General features: G+C 36.5%; 15 protein-coding genes. 9 read left to right on the top strand and 6 right to left on the bottom strand.

Translation table 11 applies throughout. The features are described from left to right. Positions 1 to 52: 52 nt before the first annotated feature. From GGR08_RS00735 to dapF, 4 genes are read right to left on the bottom strand one after another with little or no spacing between them, the layout of a single operon-like run. On the bottom strand, positions 53 to 739 hold the full coding sequence (locus GGR08_RS00735) for a septation protein A (protein ID WP_183193504.1): 687 nt from the start codon (positions 737 to 739) through the stop codon (positions 53 to 55). Continuing rightward, entirely contained in the window at positions 736 to 1,974 is a 1,239-nt protein-coding gene (gene ftsY / locus GGR08_RS00730) for a signal recognition particle-docking protein FtsY (protein WP_183193503.1), read from the bottom strand. The genes GGR08_RS00735 and ftsY overlap by 4 nt, the downstream gene beginning before the upstream one ends. Before the next feature lie 14 nt (positions 1,975 to 1,988). Further along, a complete protein-coding gene (mtaB, locus tag GGR08_RS00725; RefSeq protein WP_183193502.1) occupies positions 1,989 to 3,272 on the bottom strand; it encodes a tRNA (N(6)-L-threonylcarbamoyladenosine(37)-C(2))-methylthiotransferase MtaB in 1,284 nt (427 codons plus the stop codon). Next, positions 3,263 to 4,123 (bottom strand): diaminopimelate epimerase, encoded by an 861-nt coding sequence (gene dapF, locus GGR08_RS00720; RefSeq protein WP_183193501.1) that lies wholly within the window; start codon positions 4,121 to 4,123, stop codon positions 3,263 to 3,265. Before dapF ends, mtaB begins: the two co-directional genes overlap by 10 nt. A gap of 212 nt (positions 4,124 to 4,335) precedes the next feature. Between dapF and GGR08_RS00715 the strand changes: the two genes are divergently transcribed. The 8 genes from GGR08_RS00715 (at position 4,336) to lpdA (ending at position 15,453) form a co-directional block, all read left to right on the top strand. Next, a complete protein-coding gene (locus GGR08_RS00715; RefSeq protein WP_183193500.1) occupies positions 4,336 to 4,881 on the top strand; it encodes an AprI/Inh family metalloprotease inhibitor in 546 nt (181 codons plus the stop codon). 96 nt (positions 4,882 to 4,977) lie between these two features. Further along, on the top strand, positions 4,978 to 6,177 hold the full coding sequence (gene zapE, locus GGR08_RS00710; RefSeq protein WP_183193499.1) for a cell division protein ZapE: 1,200 nt from the start codon (positions 4,978 to 4,980) through the stop codon (positions 6,175 to 6,177). Positions 6,178 to 6,466: 289 nt separating this feature from the next. Then, positions 6,467 to 7,429, top strand: coding sequence for a malate dehydrogenase (mdh, locus tag GGR08_RS00705; protein WP_183193498.1), 963 nt, complete (start codon positions 6,467 to 6,469; stop codon positions 7,427 to 7,429). 82 nt (positions 7,430 to 7,511) lie between these two features. Further along, positions 7,512 to 8,708 carry an ADP-forming succinate--CoA ligase subunit beta gene (sucC, locus tag GGR08_RS00700; protein ID WP_183193497.1) on the top strand — a complete coding sequence of 399 codons (1,197 nt, stop codon included), beginning with the start codon at positions 7,512 to 7,514 and terminating at the stop codon, positions 8,706 to 8,708. A gap of 3 nt (positions 8,709 to 8,711) precedes the next feature. Further along, positions 8,712 to 9,614 (top strand): succinate--CoA ligase subunit alpha, encoded by a 903-nt coding sequence (sucD, locus tag GGR08_RS00695; RefSeq protein WP_183193496.1) that lies wholly within the window; start codon positions 8,712 to 8,714, stop codon positions 9,612 to 9,614. Positions 9,615 to 9,779: 165 nt separating this feature from the next. Then, positions 9,780 to 12,779, top strand: coding sequence for a 2-oxoglutarate dehydrogenase E1 component (locus GGR08_RS00690; protein WP_183193495.1), 3,000 nt, complete (start codon positions 9,780 to 9,782; stop codon positions 12,777 to 12,779). 33 nt (positions 12,780 to 12,812) lie between these two features. Continuing rightward, complete coding sequence (gene odhB, locus GGR08_RS00685) at positions 12,813 to 14,015, top strand: 2-oxoglutarate dehydrogenase complex dihydrolipoyllysine-residue succinyltransferase (RefSeq protein ID WP_183193494.1); 1,203 nt, start codon at positions 12,813 to 12,815, stop codon at positions 14,013 to 14,015. A 31-nt stretch (positions 14,016 to 14,046) separates the two neighbouring features. Then, positions 14,047 to 15,453 (top strand): dihydrolipoyl dehydrogenase, encoded by a 1,407-nt coding sequence (gene lpdA, locus GGR08_RS00680; protein ID WP_183193493.1) that lies wholly within the window; start codon positions 14,047 to 14,049, stop codon positions 15,451 to 15,453. 1,063 nt (positions 15,454 to 16,516) lie between these two features. On the opposite strand, the gene GGR08_RS00675 is transcribed toward lpdA, so the two are convergent. Beyond that, entirely contained in the window at positions 16,517 to 17,755 is a 1,239-nt protein-coding gene (locus tag GGR08_RS00675) for a saccharopine dehydrogenase family protein (RefSeq protein ID WP_183193492.1), read from the bottom strand. Between the two features lie 53 nt (positions 17,756 to 17,808). After that, positions 17,809 to 18,906: a carboxynorspermidine decarboxylase gene (locus tag GGR08_RS00670; protein WP_183193640.1), complete on the bottom strand. Its 1,098-nt coding sequence runs from the start codon at positions 18,904 to 18,906 to the stop codon at positions 17,809 to 17,811. A gap of 164 nt (positions 18,907 to 19,070) precedes the next feature. On the opposite strand from GGR08_RS00670, the gene GGR08_RS00665 reads away from it, so the two are divergent. Next, positions 19,071 to 19,568, top strand: coding sequence for a BA14K family protein (locus tag GGR08_RS00665; protein ID WP_183193491.1), 498 nt, complete (start codon positions 19,071 to 19,073; stop codon positions 19,566 to 19,568). Positions 19,569 to 19,641 lie beyond the last annotated feature (73 nt).

Genomic DNA, 19,641 nt, shown 5'->3' with positions numbered 1-19,641 from the left:
TGAACAGGGCTTGGTGATAAATTTGTAGAAACAATCTATAGTGGTGAATTTTTTAAGAATTAGATTTGTCCTTTTCTGTCAGAAGTTCTTTTGAATGTTTTATGATGAGAGGCATTTGGGTAAGCATGAAAAGGATTGTTATAGGCATAACACCAAATACTTTGAAGTTTGTCCAAAAATTATCGCTGAAATTTCGCCAAATAATTTCATTCAAAAGAGCGAGAAAAACGAAAAAAAATGCCCAACGATAAGTAAGTTTTTTCCAGCCTAAATCATCAAGTTTTAAGGTAGAATCAAGAGCATAACGTAAAAGTGATTTTTTAAAAAACATTCCACTAAAAAGTATAAAAGCAAATAAGCTATTGATGATTGTTGGTTTCATTTTTATGAAATTTTCATTATGAAGCCAGAGAGTTAGAAAACCAAAAACTAAAACAAATATTCCTGAAATAAGAGGCATAATAGGAATTTGTCTTGCAAGAATCCATGATAAGCTTAGAGAAATAATAATCGCTACCATAAAAATAGCTGTTGCAGGGAAAATAGGTTTGTCAAAGTTTTGAAAAAATTCAACGTTTTTTATCAACCATTCTCCTTTATAATTGGCAAAAAAGAAGGTAACCAATGGACCCATTTCCAAGAGAAACTTAAGTGTTGGAGAGATAGGGATTTTTTTATTATCATTCATATTTTTTTCAGAATTATTGTGTGAATTAGGATTAGATAAAGGCAATTTCATGCATGTTTTCCTGCTATAGTTTCGGCAAAGTCAGAAGCAGAAAAGGGTTGAAGATCTTCAACATTCTCTCCTATACCGATAAAATAAATGGGTAATTTATATTTTGCTGCGATAGCAACAAGAATTCCTCCTCGTGCGGTTCCATCTAGCTTTGTCATAACTAAACCATTAACACCAGCAATATTACGGAAAATATCCACTTGGTTGAGTGCATTTTGTCCAGTGGTTGCATCAAGCGTTTGAAGGATTGTATGGGGTGCTTGAGAAGTGTGTTTTCTTAAAACGCGAATAATTTTTGCTAATTCATCCATCAATTCAGATTTATTTTGTAGACGTCCTGCTGTATCAATAATTAATACATCACTGTTTTCTTTTTTTGCTTTTTCATAAGCGTCAAAAGCTAAACTTGCGGCATCTGCACCTAATTTTGTTGAAAAAACAGGAGAAACAGTACGTTCACCCCAAATATGCAGCTGTTCAATAGCTGCGGATCGGAACGTATCACCAGCTGCAAGCATAACTTTTAATCCTCTTTCTTTTAGTTTAGCTGCAAGTTTTCCAATAGTTGTCGTTTTTCCAGTGCCATTTACACCTACCAGTAAAATGACATGAGGCTTATGGTTGAGATCAAGTTCGAGTGGTTTTGCAACAGGTTCTAGAATTTTTTTGATCTCATCAACTACAATAACATGAATGTCGTCTGGGGAGAGATCTCTTTTATAACGATTGGAAGCCAAAGTATTCGTGATATGCATTGCCGTTTCGACACCAAGGTCAGCTTGGATAAGGATATCTTCGAGCTCTTGCAATGTATCTTCATTAAGTTTTCTTTGAACAAAGAGGTTACCAATAGATCCACTTAGACGTTGTGAAGAAAGGGATAAACTTTTTTTAAGGCGTCCAAGCCACGCTATCTTTTTTTGTTCAACAGAGGGGTCAGATAAAGTTTCTTTATTCTTTTTTTCATGGATGGTATTTGTGACAATAATTTTACCAGAAAGGGGAATTTTATCAGAATGGGCTTCTAAAGAAGGAAATTTTTCATTGCATTTTGTGGCTACTGTATTTTGATTTTTTGTTTGTTGCTTTTTTTCTGTAGATATAGAACTTTGGTTGTTTTTTGTTCCTTTATTTTTGTCCTTTATATCACCTTTATCAGCTACAGAAACTTGTTCCATTTCCTGCTTTTTAGATTTATTAAAAGAGAATATTTTTTTTATGAGAGATTTTGCCATAAGATTTTTCCTGCTCAAGCAGCGTTTAATTTTGGAAGGACAGCAATTAATTTATTGCTATCATGGCCAATGATAAGGGCTTGAATAATTGTTCCTGCTTTTGCGCCTTTAACTTGTACAAGAGTATAATCTTCTGTTCGTCCAATTCCATCTTTTTCGACAAGAATTGTTTGTTGACTGTTTTGTAAATTAGCAAGATGATTTTGGTAAGCTTTCTCACCTGCTTTACGCAATTTTTCAGCACGTATCTTAACTATTTTACGGTTGATTTGTGGCATTCGCGCTGCAGGTGTTCCTTCTCTTGGACTAAATGGGAAAACATGGAGATGGGTTAAATTACAGTCTTTAATCAAAGCAAGACTGTTTTGAAACATCTTTTCTGTTTCTGTAGGAAAACCAGCAATTAAGTCGGCACCATAAACTATTGCAGGACGTTTAGCACGCAATTCTTGGCAAAATTGAATGGCATGTTCACGCGAATGTCGCCGTTTCATCCGTTTTAAAATCATATTATCACCTGCTTGCAAGGATAAATGTAAATGTGGCATGATCTTTTTTTCGTAGGCTAAAAGATTTATGAATTCTTCGTCTGCTTCAATAGAGTCAATCGATGAAAGGCGTAAGCGTGCTAAGTCAGGAATATGATGCAAAATAGCTGAAGTTAATTTTCCTAAGTTTGTTTTTCCAGGTAAATCGTGACCATAACTTGTAAGATCAACACCTGTAAGGACTACTTCTTGAATACCCTCATCTATCAGCTTTTTAATTTGTTCTATAACAGCACCCATAGGAACAGAACGAGATGGTCCACGTCCATAAGGAATAATGCAAAATGTACAGCGATGATCGCATCCATTTTGTACCTGTACAAAAGCGCGGGTGCGCTTTTGCATTGCACTCACCATATGTGGAGCAATTTTTCGCACTTCCATGATATCATTAATATGCACCTTTTCGGAATGGTTAATACCAAAATCAGGAAGTTGACGATAAGAATAGGCGTGAAGTTTATTTTCGTTTCCTAAAACAAGATCAACTTCTGTCATTGAGGAAAAATTCTGTGCTTCTGTTTGGGCTGCACATCCTGTTACAATAATACGCGCATGGGGATTTTTACGTCGCGCTTTTCTGATAGCTTGTTTTGCTTGTCGTACAGCTTCGGCAGTGACAGCACAGGTATTAAAGATAATAGCACCACCTTTGAGCTGTCCTAGCCCTGAAGTGGCGCTTTCTTTGCGAATGATTTCCGATTCGTAGCTATTAAGTCGACAACCAAAAGTTACAATTTCTATTGCCATAAAGAGTGATCCTTTTTGTAGCATCCTGTTAAAGGGTTTAAGAAACCACTAAATTGATATCTTATTGGTCCTGTCATGATAATATGATCGTCTTCTCGGTAAAAAATATTAAGTACTCCCTTCGGTAGGTTTACATCAATATGGCGTTGCGTAAGACCACGTCGATAAGCAGCCACCGCACTTGCACAAGCAGCACTCCCACATGCTTGTGTTAATCCCACTCCTCGTTCCCATGTGCGTAAATTTAGACTTTTCTTTGACGTTATGCAAGCAATGGAAATATTACACCGGTCTGGAAATAGGGGATCATGTTCAAGTTTTGGTCCATATTTTTCTAATGGAAGACATTGAATATCGTTTTCAATAAAGAAGATAGCATGAAGATTGCCAATAGATATAAGACAAGCATCTTTTAAAGGACCTGCGATAATTTCTACGTGATTGGTATCAAATATTTCACGTGAAACAGGCATATCTTTTGCATTAAAATTTGGACATCCCATGTCAACAGAGATGAGATTGCCATTTTGACGTTTTCCTTCAATAATTCCAGCGGAAGTTTCCAAACGAAAATTTTCTCCAAAATTGTAGTCGGTAAGCCATGCAATGACACAGCGGGTACCATTGCCACAAGCTTTAGCTTTTGAACCATCAGCATTCCATATTTCAAGGCGGAAGTCAGCTTCTTTCTGGGTTGGTGTGTGGATAGCCATGATTTGATCAAAATGCATTTCGGGATTTGCCGATAAAGAAAGGATTGCTTGTAGTGTAAGAGCATGTGTGCTTTCACGCATATCAACAACAATAATTTGATTTCCAAGACCATCCATTTTGCTAAATGGCATTTTCATGAAAGTTCTCTATTTCTAATGATTAATTATTAAGAGATATATGACTGAAAATCTTATAAATTTCTAGTGTTTAATAAATATAAAACTAGGGATATAAATTATTTTGTTTAAAAATAAGTAATTTAAAGCCTGTTTTTTTTAATTTGTTAATTTATTTTTGTAACTATAACATATGTTTGCTTGAGTTTATTGTTGTGGGAGAGAGGATAGATATGTCGGTTTCAAAAATTTCGTTTTTCATTGTAATATTAACGGTAATGTTTTTAGAAGGATGTTCCACAACGCGGTTTGATAACAATGACAGTAGTAACGTATTAGAAGTTTTTTATCCATCTCGACAAATAACAACATTGGAAGTTTCTGATCTGTCATCTCCTTCTTCGTCGATATCTGAAAATGCAAGCACTTTGATGGATGAGAAAGGAGATTCTCAAAGTGATGGACGAATGGCTAGTCTTGAATTACCGAGCGATGCCACTGATTTATTTCCTGCAAGTGTTGCTGGGGTATGGAATCTTTCAATGGGGGGTAAAGTTTGTCGGATTGCAACACCACAAACAAAATTTGGACAAGGATACCGTGCTGGTCCTTTACACTGTCCAGGAATTGTTTCTCAAGTGAGATCGTGGGCTGTTAAAGGAAAAAGATTATATTTTTATAATAACTCTGGACGCGTTATCGTTGTTCTTTATTCTGCAAGTGCTGGTCGATTTGAAGGGCGTACACTTGATGATCGTCCAGTTGTTTTAAGCCGTTAGATCATTTTTAATTATTTATGAAAATAAGATATGTGAATGGATTCGTGAAAAGAATTTGTATTTTTGATTGAGAGCGGTTTGAAAAAGGTTGTTTAAATGGATCTCGTTTCAATACGCTATAAGGAGCTGGTCTCTAAAGGGGAAATTTGTTTTGATCCAGCTCAATTAGCAGTAACAGAGAATTTTGATCATTTATTAAAAAAAATTTTGGAACAAAATGTTTCTCGTCCTTGGTTTTGGATATTTTGGTCTTTTTTAAAAAGAATATTTAAAAGGAGAAAACAAAATTTTGCTTGTATTGCAAAACAAGAGGATAAAAATAGCTCTTTCCAAGGATTGTATATTTATGGTGAAGTAGGACGGGGCAAAACTATGCTGATGAATTTGTTCTTTTCTTGTTTGCCAAAAAGCCATAAAAAGCGCGCTCATTTTAATGATTTTATGGTTGATGTGCATGATCGTATTAATTTTTATCGTCAAGCATCTGGGTGTGCAAAGTCTAAACGTGATAATCCTATTTTAGCTGTGGCTGAAGATCTTGCACGAGAAGTAAAAGTGCTTTGTTTTGATGAATTTAGTGTAACAGATATTGCTGATGCTATGGTGTTGGGACGACTTATTTCTGCTTTGTTTGATAAGGGAGTTTTCTTTATTGCAACTTCAAATGTGGCGCCGGATAATCTTTATTACAATGGTTTAAATCGTGAACTCTTTTTGCCTTTTATTCAAATTTTGAAAGCATATGTTTGTGTTATTAATCTTGATGCAAAAACAGATTATCGTCTTGAAAAATCAAATATACAGCCTGTGTATGTAACACCGTTAGGGAAAAAAGCAGATGAATACATGGATCAAGCATGGGCATTTGTATTGCAAGGACATAAGGAGATATCTGATGAACTTTCTATAAAAGGACGCCTTATTCCTATTCCGCGTTTTTGTGCGGGTTGTGCACGATTTGATTATCGAGATTTGTGTGCAAAGCCTTTGGCAGCAGCTGAGTATTTGGTATTAGGGAAGCATTGTCATACGATTTTTATCGATAATGTACCAATTATGAATGATACATGTCGCAATGAAACAAAACGTTTTATTTTTCTTATTGATATTCTTTATGAACGTCATGTACGATTATTTATGTCGGCAGCGGCAGATGTGGAGAATTTGTATGAAGGGTGTGCGCAAATCGCGGAAACATTTGAGTTTAAAAGAATACAGTCACGGCTTTTTGAAATGCAAAGCCATGATTATTTGAAACTTTGGGAAGAGCATTTTCTTTTGAAGAAGAAACGTTGATTATACTTTATACTTTTACGTAAAATTTAAAAATAATAACTCTTTGAAATTAAATAAATGTAATAATTCTGTTGTATTTTTTTTAAATTCACTTTATCGATACATCATGATAATTTTCTAATAGTTGTTTCTGTGGAGGGTTGTTGTTTTTGGAAGGAGAGAAATTTGTAAATTTCATTTTTTTACTCCTTTTTATGATATTATTTAAATATGGTTGAAGTTAAAAATATTCAGTATACAGGTGTTGGTGAGTGTGCACTGAATTATTTAAAGGTTAGGAAAAAATGAAATGGCACGAAAAAAAATAGCTCTCATTGGTTCAGGTATGATCGGTGGTACTTTAGCACATATTATTGGACTTAAAGAGCTTGGTGATGTTATTTTATTTGATATTGCAGAAGGTATACCACAGGGTAAAGCTCTTGATATTGCTGAATCTTCACCCATTGATGGTTTTGATGTCAATTTAAAAGGTACAAATACTTATGAAGCAATTGAAGGTGCTGATGTTGTTATTGTAACAGCAGGGGTTGCCAGGAAACCTGGTATGAGCCGGGATGATCTTTTGGGTGTTAATCTAAAAGTTATGGAACAAGTTGGAGCTGGGATTAAAAAATATGCGCCTTCAGCTTTTGTTATTTGTGTTACAAATCCCCTTGATGTAATGGTATGGGCATTGCAGAAATTTTCAGGTCTTCCTAACCATAAAGTGGTTGGTATGGCTGGTATTCTTGATTCAGCGCGTTTTCGCCGTTTCTTGGCTGAGGAATTTAAAGTCTCTGTTAAAGATGTAACAGCATTTGTTTTGGGCGGGCATGGTGATACAATGGTACCTCTCGTGCGTTATTCAACAGTTGGTGGTATTTCTTTGCTTGATCTTGTTAAAATGGGTTGGACAACACAAGAAAGAATTAATCAAATTATCCAACGTACTCGTGATGGGGGTGCAGAAGTTGTTAGTTTGTTAAAAACAGGTTCTGCTTATTATGCACCCGCAGCTTCTGCTGTTTCTATGGCTGAAGCTTATTTAAAAGATGCTAAGCGCGTTGTGCCTGTTGCAGCTTATCTTTCAGGGGAATATGGAATTAATGATACTTACGTTGGTGTCCCTGTTGTTCTTGGTGCAGGTGGTGTTGAGCGGGTCATTGAGATTGATCTTGATAAAGAGGAAAGAGACGCTTTTGATCGTTCAGTAAATGCGGTTAAAAAGCTTTGTGAAGCTTGTATTGCTCTTGTGCCTAGTCTCAAATAAATTGAACAAATTTTAGTTCATTTAAATAAAGTATTTAGAATATTGGAATTAGTAATAATCCATAAAAGAAAAGGACAAATGCATGAATATCCATGAGTATCAAGCTAAACGTTTACTTCATGAATATGGAGCACCAATTGCAAATGGTGTTGCTGTTTATTCTGTAGAGCAAGCTGAAAAATGGACGAAAAAATTACCTGGGCCTCTCTATGTGGTTAAAAGTCAGATACACGCTGGTGGTCGTGGCAAGGGTAAGTTTAAAGAACTTGATCTTGATGCAAAGGGTGGTGTTCGGCTTGCACACTCCGTTGAAGAAGTTGTTGCCAATGTTCAAGAAATGCTTGGGAAAATTTTGGTAACCAAACAAACAGGTCCAGAAGGTAAGCAGGTCAATCGTATTTATATTGAAGATGGTGCTTATATTAAACAGGAACTTTATCTTTCACTTTTAGTTGATCGTAGCATTGGTCAGATTGCTTTCGTTGTTTCAACAGAAGGTGGAATGGATATTGAAACAGTTGCTGAAGAGACGCCAGAAAAAATATGCATGTTACCCATTGATGCTGGCGAGGGTGTTACTTCTGCTGATTGTGAAAAACTTTGTGATGCATTGAATTTGCGCGATAGTGCACGGAAAGATGGTGAAAAACTTTTTCCGATTCTTTATAAAGCGTTTTGTGAAAAAGATATGAGCCTTTTAGAGATTAATCCGCTTATTGTGATGAAAGATGGTCATTTGCGCATTCTTGATGCAAAAGTTTCTTTTGATAGCAATGCTTTGTTTCGTCATCCAGATATTGTAGAATTGCGCGATCTTTCAGAAGAAGATCCAAAAGAGATTGAAGCGTCAAAGCATGATCTTGCTTATGTTGCTCTTGAAGGGACAATTGGTTGTATGGTCAATGGTGCGGGGCTTGCTATGGCAACAATGGATATTATTAAGCTTTATGGAGCTGAGCCGGCAAATTTTTTGGATGTTGGGGGTGGAGCATCAAAAGAAAAGGTGATAGCTGCTTTTAAGATTATTACGGCCGATCCAAATGTTAAGGGCATTTTAGTTAACATTTTTGGTGGTATTATGCGTTGTGATGTCATTGCTGAAGGTGTGGTTGCTGCTGTTCGTGAGGTAGGTTTAAAGGTTCCCTTGGTTGTTCGTCTTGAAGGTACTAATGTTGAGCAAGGTAAAGAAATTATCAATGATAGTGGTTTGAATGTTATTCCTGCTAATGATTTAGATGATGCTGCTCAAAAAATTGTTGCAGCCGTGAAGGGAGCTTAAGCGATGTCGATTCTTGTGAATAAAGAGACAAAGGTTCTAGTTCAAGGGCTTACAGGAAAAACAGGGACATTTCATACAGAACAGGCGCTTGCTTATCATGGTACGCAAATGGTTGGTGGTGTTAATCCTAAAAAGGGTGGAGAAATATGGGAGGGTTCAAAAGGTGAAACTCTTCCTATCTTCGCTAGTGTTGCAGAAGCAAGAGACAAAACGGGTGCGGATGTTTCCGTTATTTATGTTCCTCCTGCAGGAGCTGCGGCAGCTATTATAGAAGCTATTGAAGCTGAAGTTCGTTTAATTATCTGTATTACGGAAGGTATTCCCGTTATGGATATGGTTAAAGTGAAGGCGCGCTTAGAAAATTCGAAGTCTCGTCTTATTGGTCCTAATTGTCCTGGTATTCTCACGCCAAATGAATGTAAAATTGGTATTATGCCTGGTTCTATTTTTAGAAAAGGTTCTGTTGGGATTGTTTCCCGGTCGGGAACTTTGACTTATGAAGCAGTTTTTCAAACGAGTCAGGAAGGTCTTGGGCAAACGACTGCTATAGGGATTGGTGGTGATCCTGTTAAGGGTACTGAATTTATTGATGTGTTGGAAATGTTTTTAGCAGATGATGAAACCCAGTCTATTGTTATGATTGGTGAGATTGGTGGTTCTGCTGAAGAAGAAGCAGCGCAGTTTTTGCAAGATGAAGCGAGAAAAGGTCGTAAAAAGCCAGTTGTTGGCTTTATTGCTGGTCGTACGGCTCCTCCAGGACGTACAATGGGACATGCTGGTGCTGTTATTTCTGGTGGTAAAGGTGGAGCAGAAGATAAAATTGCGGCAATGGAATCTGCAGGGATTCATGTGTCTTTTTCGCCATCACAGATAGGTAAGACTTTGATGTCAGTTTTGAAAGGCTAAAAGAAAATTTCACCTGAATTGAGAATGTGTTCTTAATATTCAGGTGAAAAAGCTTGAATATAAAAAGGAAAAAATTTTTTGAATATTCGAACCATCATTTGCTTTGTAAGCATTTAAAGGTTGAAAAGAGATAGAAGGAGATGGAATAGATGTTCGGAGAGGCATATGGCAAGACAGGACGAGATAAATAGTCTTTTTGCACAGACATCGTTTCTTTATGGTGGAAATGCGACTTATATAGATCAACTTTATGCTCAGTATGAAAAAGATCCAACCAGTGTTGATTCGCAATGGCGTGCTTTTTTTGAAGGTCTTCATGATAACAAAGAAGATATTCTTAAAAATGCTGAAGGAGCAACATGGCAACGTGATCATTGGCCATTAAAGGCGGGTGGTGAGTTGGTTTCTGCTCTTGATGGTGATTGGTCTTCTCTTGAAAAATATCTTGGTGATAAATTAAAGGAAAAAGCTGTAATAGGTATTGCACAAAAAGGCAAGATTTGCAGTGAACAAGATATTATTCGTGCAACGCGTGATTCTGTTCATGCAATTATGATGATTCGTGCATTTCGAGCACGGGGGCATCTTCGTGCACGGCTCGATCCTCTTCAATTAGCGGAAAAATTAGAAGATTATAAGGAACTTTCTCCAGAAGCTTATGGTTTTACTTCTGCTGATTACGAACGGCCTATTTTTATTGATAATGTTTTAGGGTTGGAATATGCAACTATTCCACAAATGCTTGAGATTCTCAATCGTACCTATTGTTCAACAATTGGTGTGGAATATATGCATATTTCTGATCCAGTTCAGAAGGCATGGCTTCAAGAACGCATTGAAGGGCGCGATAAAAAACTTTCTTTTACACAACAGGACAAGAAAGCTATTTTGAATAAGCTTATTCAGGCAGAAGGATTTGAACAATTTTTAGACACTAAATATAAAGGTACAAAGCGTTTTGGACTCGACGGTGGTGAAGCGCTTATTCCTGCTCTTGAACAGATTATTAAATATAGCAGTGCTTTAGGGGTGCAGGAAATTATTTTAGGAATGGCACATCGTGGTCGTTTAAATGTTCTTTCACAAGTTCTTGCCAAACCACATAGAGCTATTTTTCATGAATTCAAAGGGGGATCTTATAAGCCTGATGATGTAGAGGGATCAGGTGATGTTAAATATCATTTAGGAACTACCGCTGATTTGGATTTTGATGGGAATAAAGTTCATTTATCACTTTTGGCTAATCCCTCTCATCTTGAGATTGTTGATCCAGTTGTTATGGGAAAAGCGCGTGCTAAACAAGATCAACTTGTGAAATCTATGCATACTGATTCGCTCTCATTAAGTGAGCGTTCAAAAGTGCTACCATTGCTTATTCATGGTGATGCTGCGTTTGCAGGACAAGGTGTTATTCAGGAAACTTTTGGTCTTTCAGGTCTTAAAGGTTATCGTGTTGCAGGCTCACTTCATGTTATTATCAATAATCAGATTGGATTTACAACAGCTCCACGTTTTTCACGTTCTTCACCTTATCCATCAGATGTCGCAAAAATGATTGATGCACCAATTTTCCATGTGAATGGTGATGATCCTGAGGCTGTTGTTTTTGTTGCAAAAATAGCAACAGAGTTTCGTCAGATTTTCCATAAACCGGTAGTCATTGATATGTTTTGTTATCGTCGTTATGGGCATAATGAAGGTGATGAACCTTCATTTACGCAGCCGCTTATGTATAAGGCAATTCGTAATCATAAAACAACTCTTCAGCTTTATAGTGACCAACTGGTAGCAGAAGGAATGATTACTTTAGAAGAGATTGAGCAACAAAAAAAGTTGTGGCACGATAAGCTTGAGGGTGAATTTGAAGCAAGTACTTCTTATAAGCCTAATAAGGCTGATTGGCTTGATGGAAGCTGGACAGGACTTAAAGCTTTTAGTAATGCTGATGAACAACATCTTAGAACAACGGGCGTTGAATTAAAAACTTTAAAAGAAATAGGTCAAAAACTTGTCGAAGTTCCAGCAGATTTTCATGTTCACAGAACCATTCAGCGTTTTTTAAACAACCGTGCTAAAATTTTTGAAACCGGTGAAGATGTTGATTGGGCAACTGCTGAAGCTTTAGCTTTTGGTTCACTTTGTTTGGAAGGAGCACCGGTTCGTCTTTCCGGTGAGGATGTTGAACGTGGAACTTTTTCACAACGTCATTCAGTTCTTTATGACCAAGAGAATGAAACACGCTATATTCCTTTGAATCATTTACAAAAAGGGCAAGCTCTTTATGAAGTTGTTAATTCTATGCTTTCTGAAGAAGCTGTCCTTGGTTTTGAATATGGATATTCGCTTGCTGAACCACGAGGATTAACACTTTGGGAGGCACAATTTGGTGATTTTTCGAATGGTGCACAGGTTATTTTTGATCAATTTATTTCATCTGCAGAGCGTAAATGGCTTCGTATGTCTGGTCTTGTGTGTTTATTGCCTCATGGTTTTGAAGGACAAGGACCGGAGCACTCTTCAGCACGTTTAGAACGGTTTCTTCAACTTTGTGCGGAAGATAATATGCAGGTTGCTAATTGTACAACTCCCGCAAATTATTTTCATATTTTGCGTCGACAAATTAAGCGTGATTTCCGTAAGCCATTGATTTTGATGACACCGAAGTCACTTTTACGTCATAAACGGGCTGTTTCGCTTCTCAATGAAATGGGACCAGAAACAAGTTTCCGTCGTGTGTTGTTTGATGATGCAGAATGTCTTCAAGATTCTGTCGTTAAGTTGCAGAAAGATAATAAAATTCGTCGCGTCGTTCTTTGTACAGGTAAGGTTTATTACGATCTTTATGAAGAACGTGAAAAAAAGGGTATCGATGATGTTTATCTCCTTCGCGTTGAACAGCTTTATCCTTTTCCTGCAAAAGTTTTGGTAAATGTGTTGTCGCGCTTTTTGCAGGCAGAAATTTTTTGGTGTCAAGAGGAACCAAAAAACATGGGGGCTTGGTCATTTATTGAGCCTTATTTGGAATGGGTTTTGACGCATATTAATGCGCAATATTCACGTGTTCGTTATGCAGGACGTCCTGCGAGTGCATCACCAGCCTCTGGGTTAATGGTGAAACATCTTGAACAATTGGCTGCGTTTCTTAAAGACGCGTTAGGTTCTTAATTTATTACTACTCTGAATATATGGAAAAATATTATGACTACTGAAATCCGTGTTCCTATTTTAGGCGAATCGGTTACCGAAGCAACGGTTGGCAAATGGTTTAAAAAACTTGGCGAAGTTGTCGCTATGGATGAGCCTTTAGTTGAATTAGAAACTGATAAGGTAACAGTTGAAGTTCCTTCTCCTGTTGCAGGAAAATTATCTGAAATCATTGCAAAAGCAGGCGATACGGTTGAAGTGAGTGCTATTTTAGGATTAGTGGAGGCTGGTGTCTCCCAATCATTTTCTCCTTCTGCTACACCTATTCCAGTGATTTCATCTGAATTGGATAAGCCTATTTCGAGCAATACAATGCCTCCTTCACCTTCAGCAGCAAAATTAATGGCTGAAAATAATATTGCAAAAAGCGATATTTCAGGTTCTGGAAAACGTGGACAAATTCTTAAAGAGGATGTTCTTGGTGGATTAGAACAAAGGGCAAGTTCTCCTGCACCTTCTTCCTCAGTGGTGAGTTCTGTGGTAACTCCTGTTCAAGAAATACGTGAAGAGCGGGTTCGTATGACGAAATTGCGTCAAACAATTGCTCGCCGTCTTAAAGATGCGCAAAATGTAGCAGCGATGTTAACAACATTTAATGAGGTTGACATGTCGGCGGTGATAAATTTGCGCAAGCGTTATAAAGACCTTTTTGAAAAGAAACATGGTGTTAAACTTGGTTTTATGGGTTTTTTTACTAAAGCTGTTTGTCACGCATTAAAAGAACTTCCTGCTGTTAATGCTGAAATTGATGGAGCAGATCTTGTTTATAAAAATTATGTCAATGTTGGAATTGCTGTTGGAACGAATAAAGGACTTGTCGTTCCAGTGGTGCGTGATGCAGATCAAATGTCATTGGCAGAGATTGAAAAAGAGATCGGTCGTTTGGGGCGTCTTGCACGTGATGGAAAATTAGCTGTTTCTGATATGCAAGGTGGAACTTTTACTATTACCAATGGTGGCGTGTATGGGTCGTTGATGTCAACACCGATTTTAAATGCTCCACAATCTGGTATTTTGGGAATGCACGCGATTAAAGAGCGAGCAATGGTTGTTGAGGGCCAAGTTGTGATCCGTCCCATGATGTATTTAGCACTTTCTTATGATCACCGTATTGTAGATGGTCAAGAAGCTGTAACTTTCCTTGTTCGTGTTAAGGAAAGTTTAGAAGATCCGGAACGCCTTGTTCTTGACTTGTAAAATACAGTTTTTAGAATGAAAGGAGAAGCGGATGTCTTATGATTTGGTTGTGATCGGAGCGGGTCCTGGTGGTTATGTAGCAGCAATAAAAGCGGCACAATTAGGACTTAAAGTAGCGATTGTTGAAAAACGTACGACATTAGGAGGAACATGTCTCAATGTTGGTTGTATTCCTTCTAAAGCGTTGTTGCATGCTTCAGAAGTATTTGCTGAAACCCAACATGGTTTTGAAATGCTTGGTATTTCTATTGGGAAATCTAAGCTTAATCTTGAACAAATGATGGTTCATAAGAAAGCTGTGGTGACAGCCAATACAAGTGGTATTTCTTTTTTGATGAAAAAAAATAAAGTTGATACTTTCTGGGGAGCAGCTAAAATTTTAAGTGCGGGGCATGTGGAAGTTGTTGCAAGAGATGGTAATAAACAAACGATTGAAACAAAAAATATTATTATTGCTACAGGTTCAGAGAGTTCCGGTATTCCAGGGGTGAATGTTGCAATTGATGAAAAGACAATTGTCTCTTCTACAGGGGCACTTTCACTTGAAAAAGTGCCAGCGCGTATGATTATCGTGGGGGCTGGTGTTATTGGTTCAGAGCTTGGATCCGTTTGGAGCCGTTTAGGGGCTAAAGTCACTATTATTGAATATCTTAATAAAGTTCTGGGATCAATGGATGGTGAGGTTTCACGACAATTTCAGAATTTAATGGAAAAACAAGGAATTGAATATAAAATTGGTGCAAAGGTGACAGCAATTACACAGTCTCTCTCAACGGCTCAGGTGAGATTTAAAACTATCAAAGGCGGTGAGGTTGAAACTTTGGAGGCTGATGTTGTGCTCATTGCAACTGGACGTTCTCCATATACGGAGGGGCTTGGTTTACAAGAAGCGGGTGTTCAGTTGGATGAACGTGGTTTTGTTGAAATTAATGCTAATTGGCAGACAAATGTTCCAGGAATTTACGCAATTGGTGATGTTGTAAAAGGTCCAATGTTAGCTCATAAAGCAGAGGAAGAAGGCGTTGCTGTGGCAGAAATTTTGGCGGGTCAGAAAGGCCATGTTAATTTTGATGTTATTCCTAGTGTTGTTTATACAGAGCCAGAAATTGCGAGTGTAGGAAGAACAGAAGAAGAACTAAAAATTGCTGGTATTGAATACAATGTGGGTAAATTTCCGTTTATGGCCAATGGACGAGCACGTGCGATGCAAAAAAGTAATGGATTTGTGAAAATTCTTTCTGATAAAAAAACAGATCGGGTGCTAGGGGGACATATCCTTGGGTTTGGTGCTGGCGAAATGATCCATGAAATTGCAGTTTTAATGGAATTTGGTGGTTCATCAGAAGATTTAGGACGCTGTTGTCATGCACATCCTACCTTATCAGAAGCTGTGCGTGAAGCAGCTTTAGCGACATTTTCTAAACCGCTTCATATTTAAAAGGTGCAGAGGGCAGTAAATATTTGTGAAGCATGTCAACAATACTTTAGAAGGAATAAAATTAATAGTGTGAGATATTTCATAGAATGTTGTATGCTTTCCATTAATTATTGTTTTCGATTTCAGTTGTGTTGTTTTGATTGATTATTATGCGATGCTGTAAAAGCTTATCATTTAGAGTGGTGATATTTTATCTAGATAAAAATTTACATATAAAGGTGTTTTTATAGTGTGATGAAATATTCAGGGCACGGTTTGTTGTGTAAGCTTATTTGTGAGTTTTGTTTTAAGGAAAATCTAAGAGGGCTATTCCGTCGATGATGTTTGTGAGTGGTATAACTATAAAGACCTTCGTGGAGTGTAATAAGATCACTATGCACTATCATCGTTACGTTTAAGAAAAGTGCGTGCTGGCACTATCATATATTTTTCCATTCTTCAGTATTGCTAAAGCTTTTTAATTATTTGAGAGGTTTCATAAGAGAAAATTTTATTTATTTTATCGTTTTTTACTTATATGCTAGCTTTGCTTGTGATTTACAGATAAAAAATTTAATTAATTCAATGTGAGGAAAATTATTATGAGAGGATCTTATAAGATTGGGCGTTATGATTCAAGTTTAAAATATAATTTATCATTATAAATTAATATGTTGTATATGATGATGAAATATGTACAAAAAGGAGTTTTCTCAAAAAAATAGAATTGTTTAATAGTTGGCATAGGTTGAGGATGAAAATAGTCATAAAAAAACTTATAAAACATCACTCTTTTTTAAAGAGTAATATTTTTGTTTATGATACTATTTGATAACAATAGTAAATTATATAGTGTGATTAAATCAATTTTTTATCTTTCTGTTCTTTTGGTAATTTTTTGTAATGTCTTAAAATGATGATGTGTTAATTTTAAAGGTTGTTAAGAAATCGCGTTGCTACTTAAATAGAGTGAATAACTAAAGAGTTTTTGCAAAAACATAATTACGTGAAAATATTAATTTTGTTTTTATTAATTGGTTTTGTGATAACTTAAAAAATCGAGATTATATTCTCTAGGATAAATTTAAAATTGTAATTTTTTATCCTCTTGTTGTTCTCTTATAAAGGTGGGAAGTCCCATATGATCAAGATATTTAAGGAAAGGGAGGGGCGGTAATTCCTCTACGTTAGCCATAGTTTTAATATCCCATTCACCTGTAGCAATGAGAAGGGCAGTTGCAACTGCTGGTACACCAGCTGTATAGGAAATGCCTTGTGCTCTGGTTTCATGAAAAGCTTGTTTGTGATCGGCTATGTTATAGATAAAAATTTCTCTTGATTTTCCATCTTTTTTGCCTTTAATAAAATCTCCAATACAGGTTTTTCCTGTGTAGTTTGGAGCGAGAGAGGAGGGGTCAGGTAAGACAGCTTTTACAACTTTTAACGGGACAACCTGTTGTCCTTCTGCTGTTTTAATGGGTTGTTCGGATAAGAGACCAAGATTTTTCAAAACGGTAAAAACAGTAATATAATGTTCACTAAATCCCATCCAGAAGCGGATATTTTGAACATCAAGATTTTTAGACAGTGAATGAATTTCGTCATGTCCTGTCAAATAGGCTTTTTGTTTTCCGACAACGGGAAGGTCCCATATATGGTTGACTTCAAACATTTTATTAGAAGTCCACTTTTTATTTTGCCATGACCATACTTGTCCTGTAAATTCACGGAAGTTAATTTCCGGATCAAAATTTGTAGCAAACCAACGCCCATGATCTCCAGCATTAATATCGATAATATCGATGTCTGTGATTTTATCAAAATAATATTTGTGGGCTAATGCTGCATAAGCATTAACGACACCTGGATCAAAGCCAGCCCCTAAAATAGCAGTGATACCAGCTTTTTCACATTCTTGACGCCGTGGCCATTCATAATTACCGTACCAGGGGGGCGTTTCACAAATTTTAAGAGGGTCTTCGTGGATGGCAGTATCGATATAAGCGCATTTGGTTTCGATGCAAGCTGAAAGAACAGACATATTAAGAAAGGCGGAACCAACATTAATGACAATTTCGCATTTGGTCTTTTGGATGAGCTCTGCAGTTTCTTCTACATTCATTGCATTGAGTTTATGGCTTTTGAGAACACTTTGTTCTTTCATTGCGTTTTTTTCTCTAATAGAAGCAATGATTGCTTCGCATTTTTTGAGTGTGCGTGAAGCAATATGAATTTCACCAAGAATATCGTTATTTTGAGCACATTTGTGTGCAACAACTTGTGCAACACCTCCAGCACCAATAATGAGAATATTTTTTTTCATTCTAGGTTCATCTCCTTTTTAATACTGTTGTATGACGTCTTTTATGGTTATCTTTATGAAAGACTTTCTTGATAATCGTTATAGGTAAATTGGCGTTGCAGTGTTAAAGTACCATCACATTCTTTGAGAACAATAGCAGGCATTGTAAGACCATTAAACCAATTTTTCTTGACCATTGTATAACCTGCTGCATCTTGAAAGGACAATCTATCTCCTATTTTAAGAGGTTTTGGAAACTGAAATGTTCCAAAAACATCACCAGCAAGACAGGATTTTCCACAAACCATAATCTCGTATTCTCCTTGATTGGGTTCTAATTTGGCATTTTCACGATAAATGAGAAGGTCGAGCATATGTGCTTCAATTGAGCTGTCAACAATGGCAAGATTCTTTTGATTATACAATGTATCAAGAACACTTACTTCCAAGGTGGTGCTTTGGGTAATAGCGGCTTCTCCTGGTTCCAGAAAAAGAGTGACACCGTAGGTTTTGGAAAAGCATTTTAAGCGTTCAGCGAAAGTTTCTAGAGGATAATTTTCAGCTGTAAAATGGATTCCACCACCAAGGCTTATCCAGTCAATGGCAGAAAAAAGCTCTGAAAATTTTTCTTCCATATGATTTAGCATTTGGTTAAAAAGATTAAAATCAGTATTCTCGCAATTGTTATGGATCATCAAGCCATTGATGAGCGGTAGAACTTCTTTAATGGCACTTTGGTTTGTTTCTCCTAGACGACTAAAAGGACGTGATGGATTGGCAAGATCAAAATTCGATGCACTCATTCCCGGATTTAATCTTAGACCTCGTTGAATGGTTTTTGTTGCATCAGAAAATCGTTGAAGCTGTTGGATTGAGTTAAAGATAATTTTATCTGCATAACTACAGGTTTCATTAATTTCATGATCGGCCCAAGCAACCGAATAGGCATGGGTTTCTTTGCCAAATTTTTCTTTTCCTAAACGCAGTTCATAAAGAGATGATGATGTGGTTCCATCCATGAACTCAGACATTAAATCAAAAACACTCCATGTGGCAAAACATTTCAAAGCAAGCAAAATTTTTGCTCCTGACATTTCCCGTAAACGAGAAATTGTTTGCATATTTTTGATGAGTTTTGATTTGTCTATAAGATAATAGGGAGTTTTTATCATCATTTGTTCATTCTTTTTTGAAGGATCTTATTGCCAAGATCAACGTTTAGTACAAAGAGTAATAGAATGTCTCAAGAAAAAATCTTAAGAAAAGAATTTGTTTCTGTCTAGCAATAGAAAGACTTTCTGTAACTGCTGTTGTTTATTATTTTGAGTTTTGCGTTATGAGTATGAAAAAAAAATTATATTATGCTTTAGCTTTTGTATTTGTTAGCATTTTTTTCATTATAACAGTCATTTTTCCTAATTTTGTAAAAAATCGGAGTGATGCTACAGCCAAACTGATATCGCAGACATCTTTTCAAGAGAGTTCGGTGCCTTTGATTTTTACAGGGCGGAGAGAGCTTAATGGTTTTAAGGGTTATCATCATTATCGGCGTGGTTACATTAAGTATAAAGATAATTGGTGGTATCCTGAAGAGGCATTTGTTCCATTACTGCACTTAAGCACAAAACATGCACCATTAAAAGTTGTCTCAGATACTAAGAGAGTATTTTTAATTTCTTCTTCAGAAAAATTAGAAAAAAAAGAACCATGGATGCTAAAACAACACTTTGAAGCTTGTCGTGCGCGTTATCGCTCTTATAATAAAAATAATAATAGTTTTCAACCGTTTCATGGGCCTCGAAAACAGTGTTTATCGCGCTTTTTTAAAGGATAGAAATTATTAAATAAAATTTTAATTACTTCTTGTCGTGGGTGTTATTGTTCTTACAATAAAGAGAAAACCTATG

It is taken from the genome of Bartonella fuyuanensis, assembly GCF_014197255.1.
GTDB lineage: Bacteria > Pseudomonadota > Alphaproteobacteria > Rhizobiales > Rhizobiaceae > Bartonella > Bartonella fuyuanensis.
The sequence above is the reverse complement of the archived record's forward strand: the minus strand, read 5'-3'. Positions and strand labels throughout refer to the sequence as shown.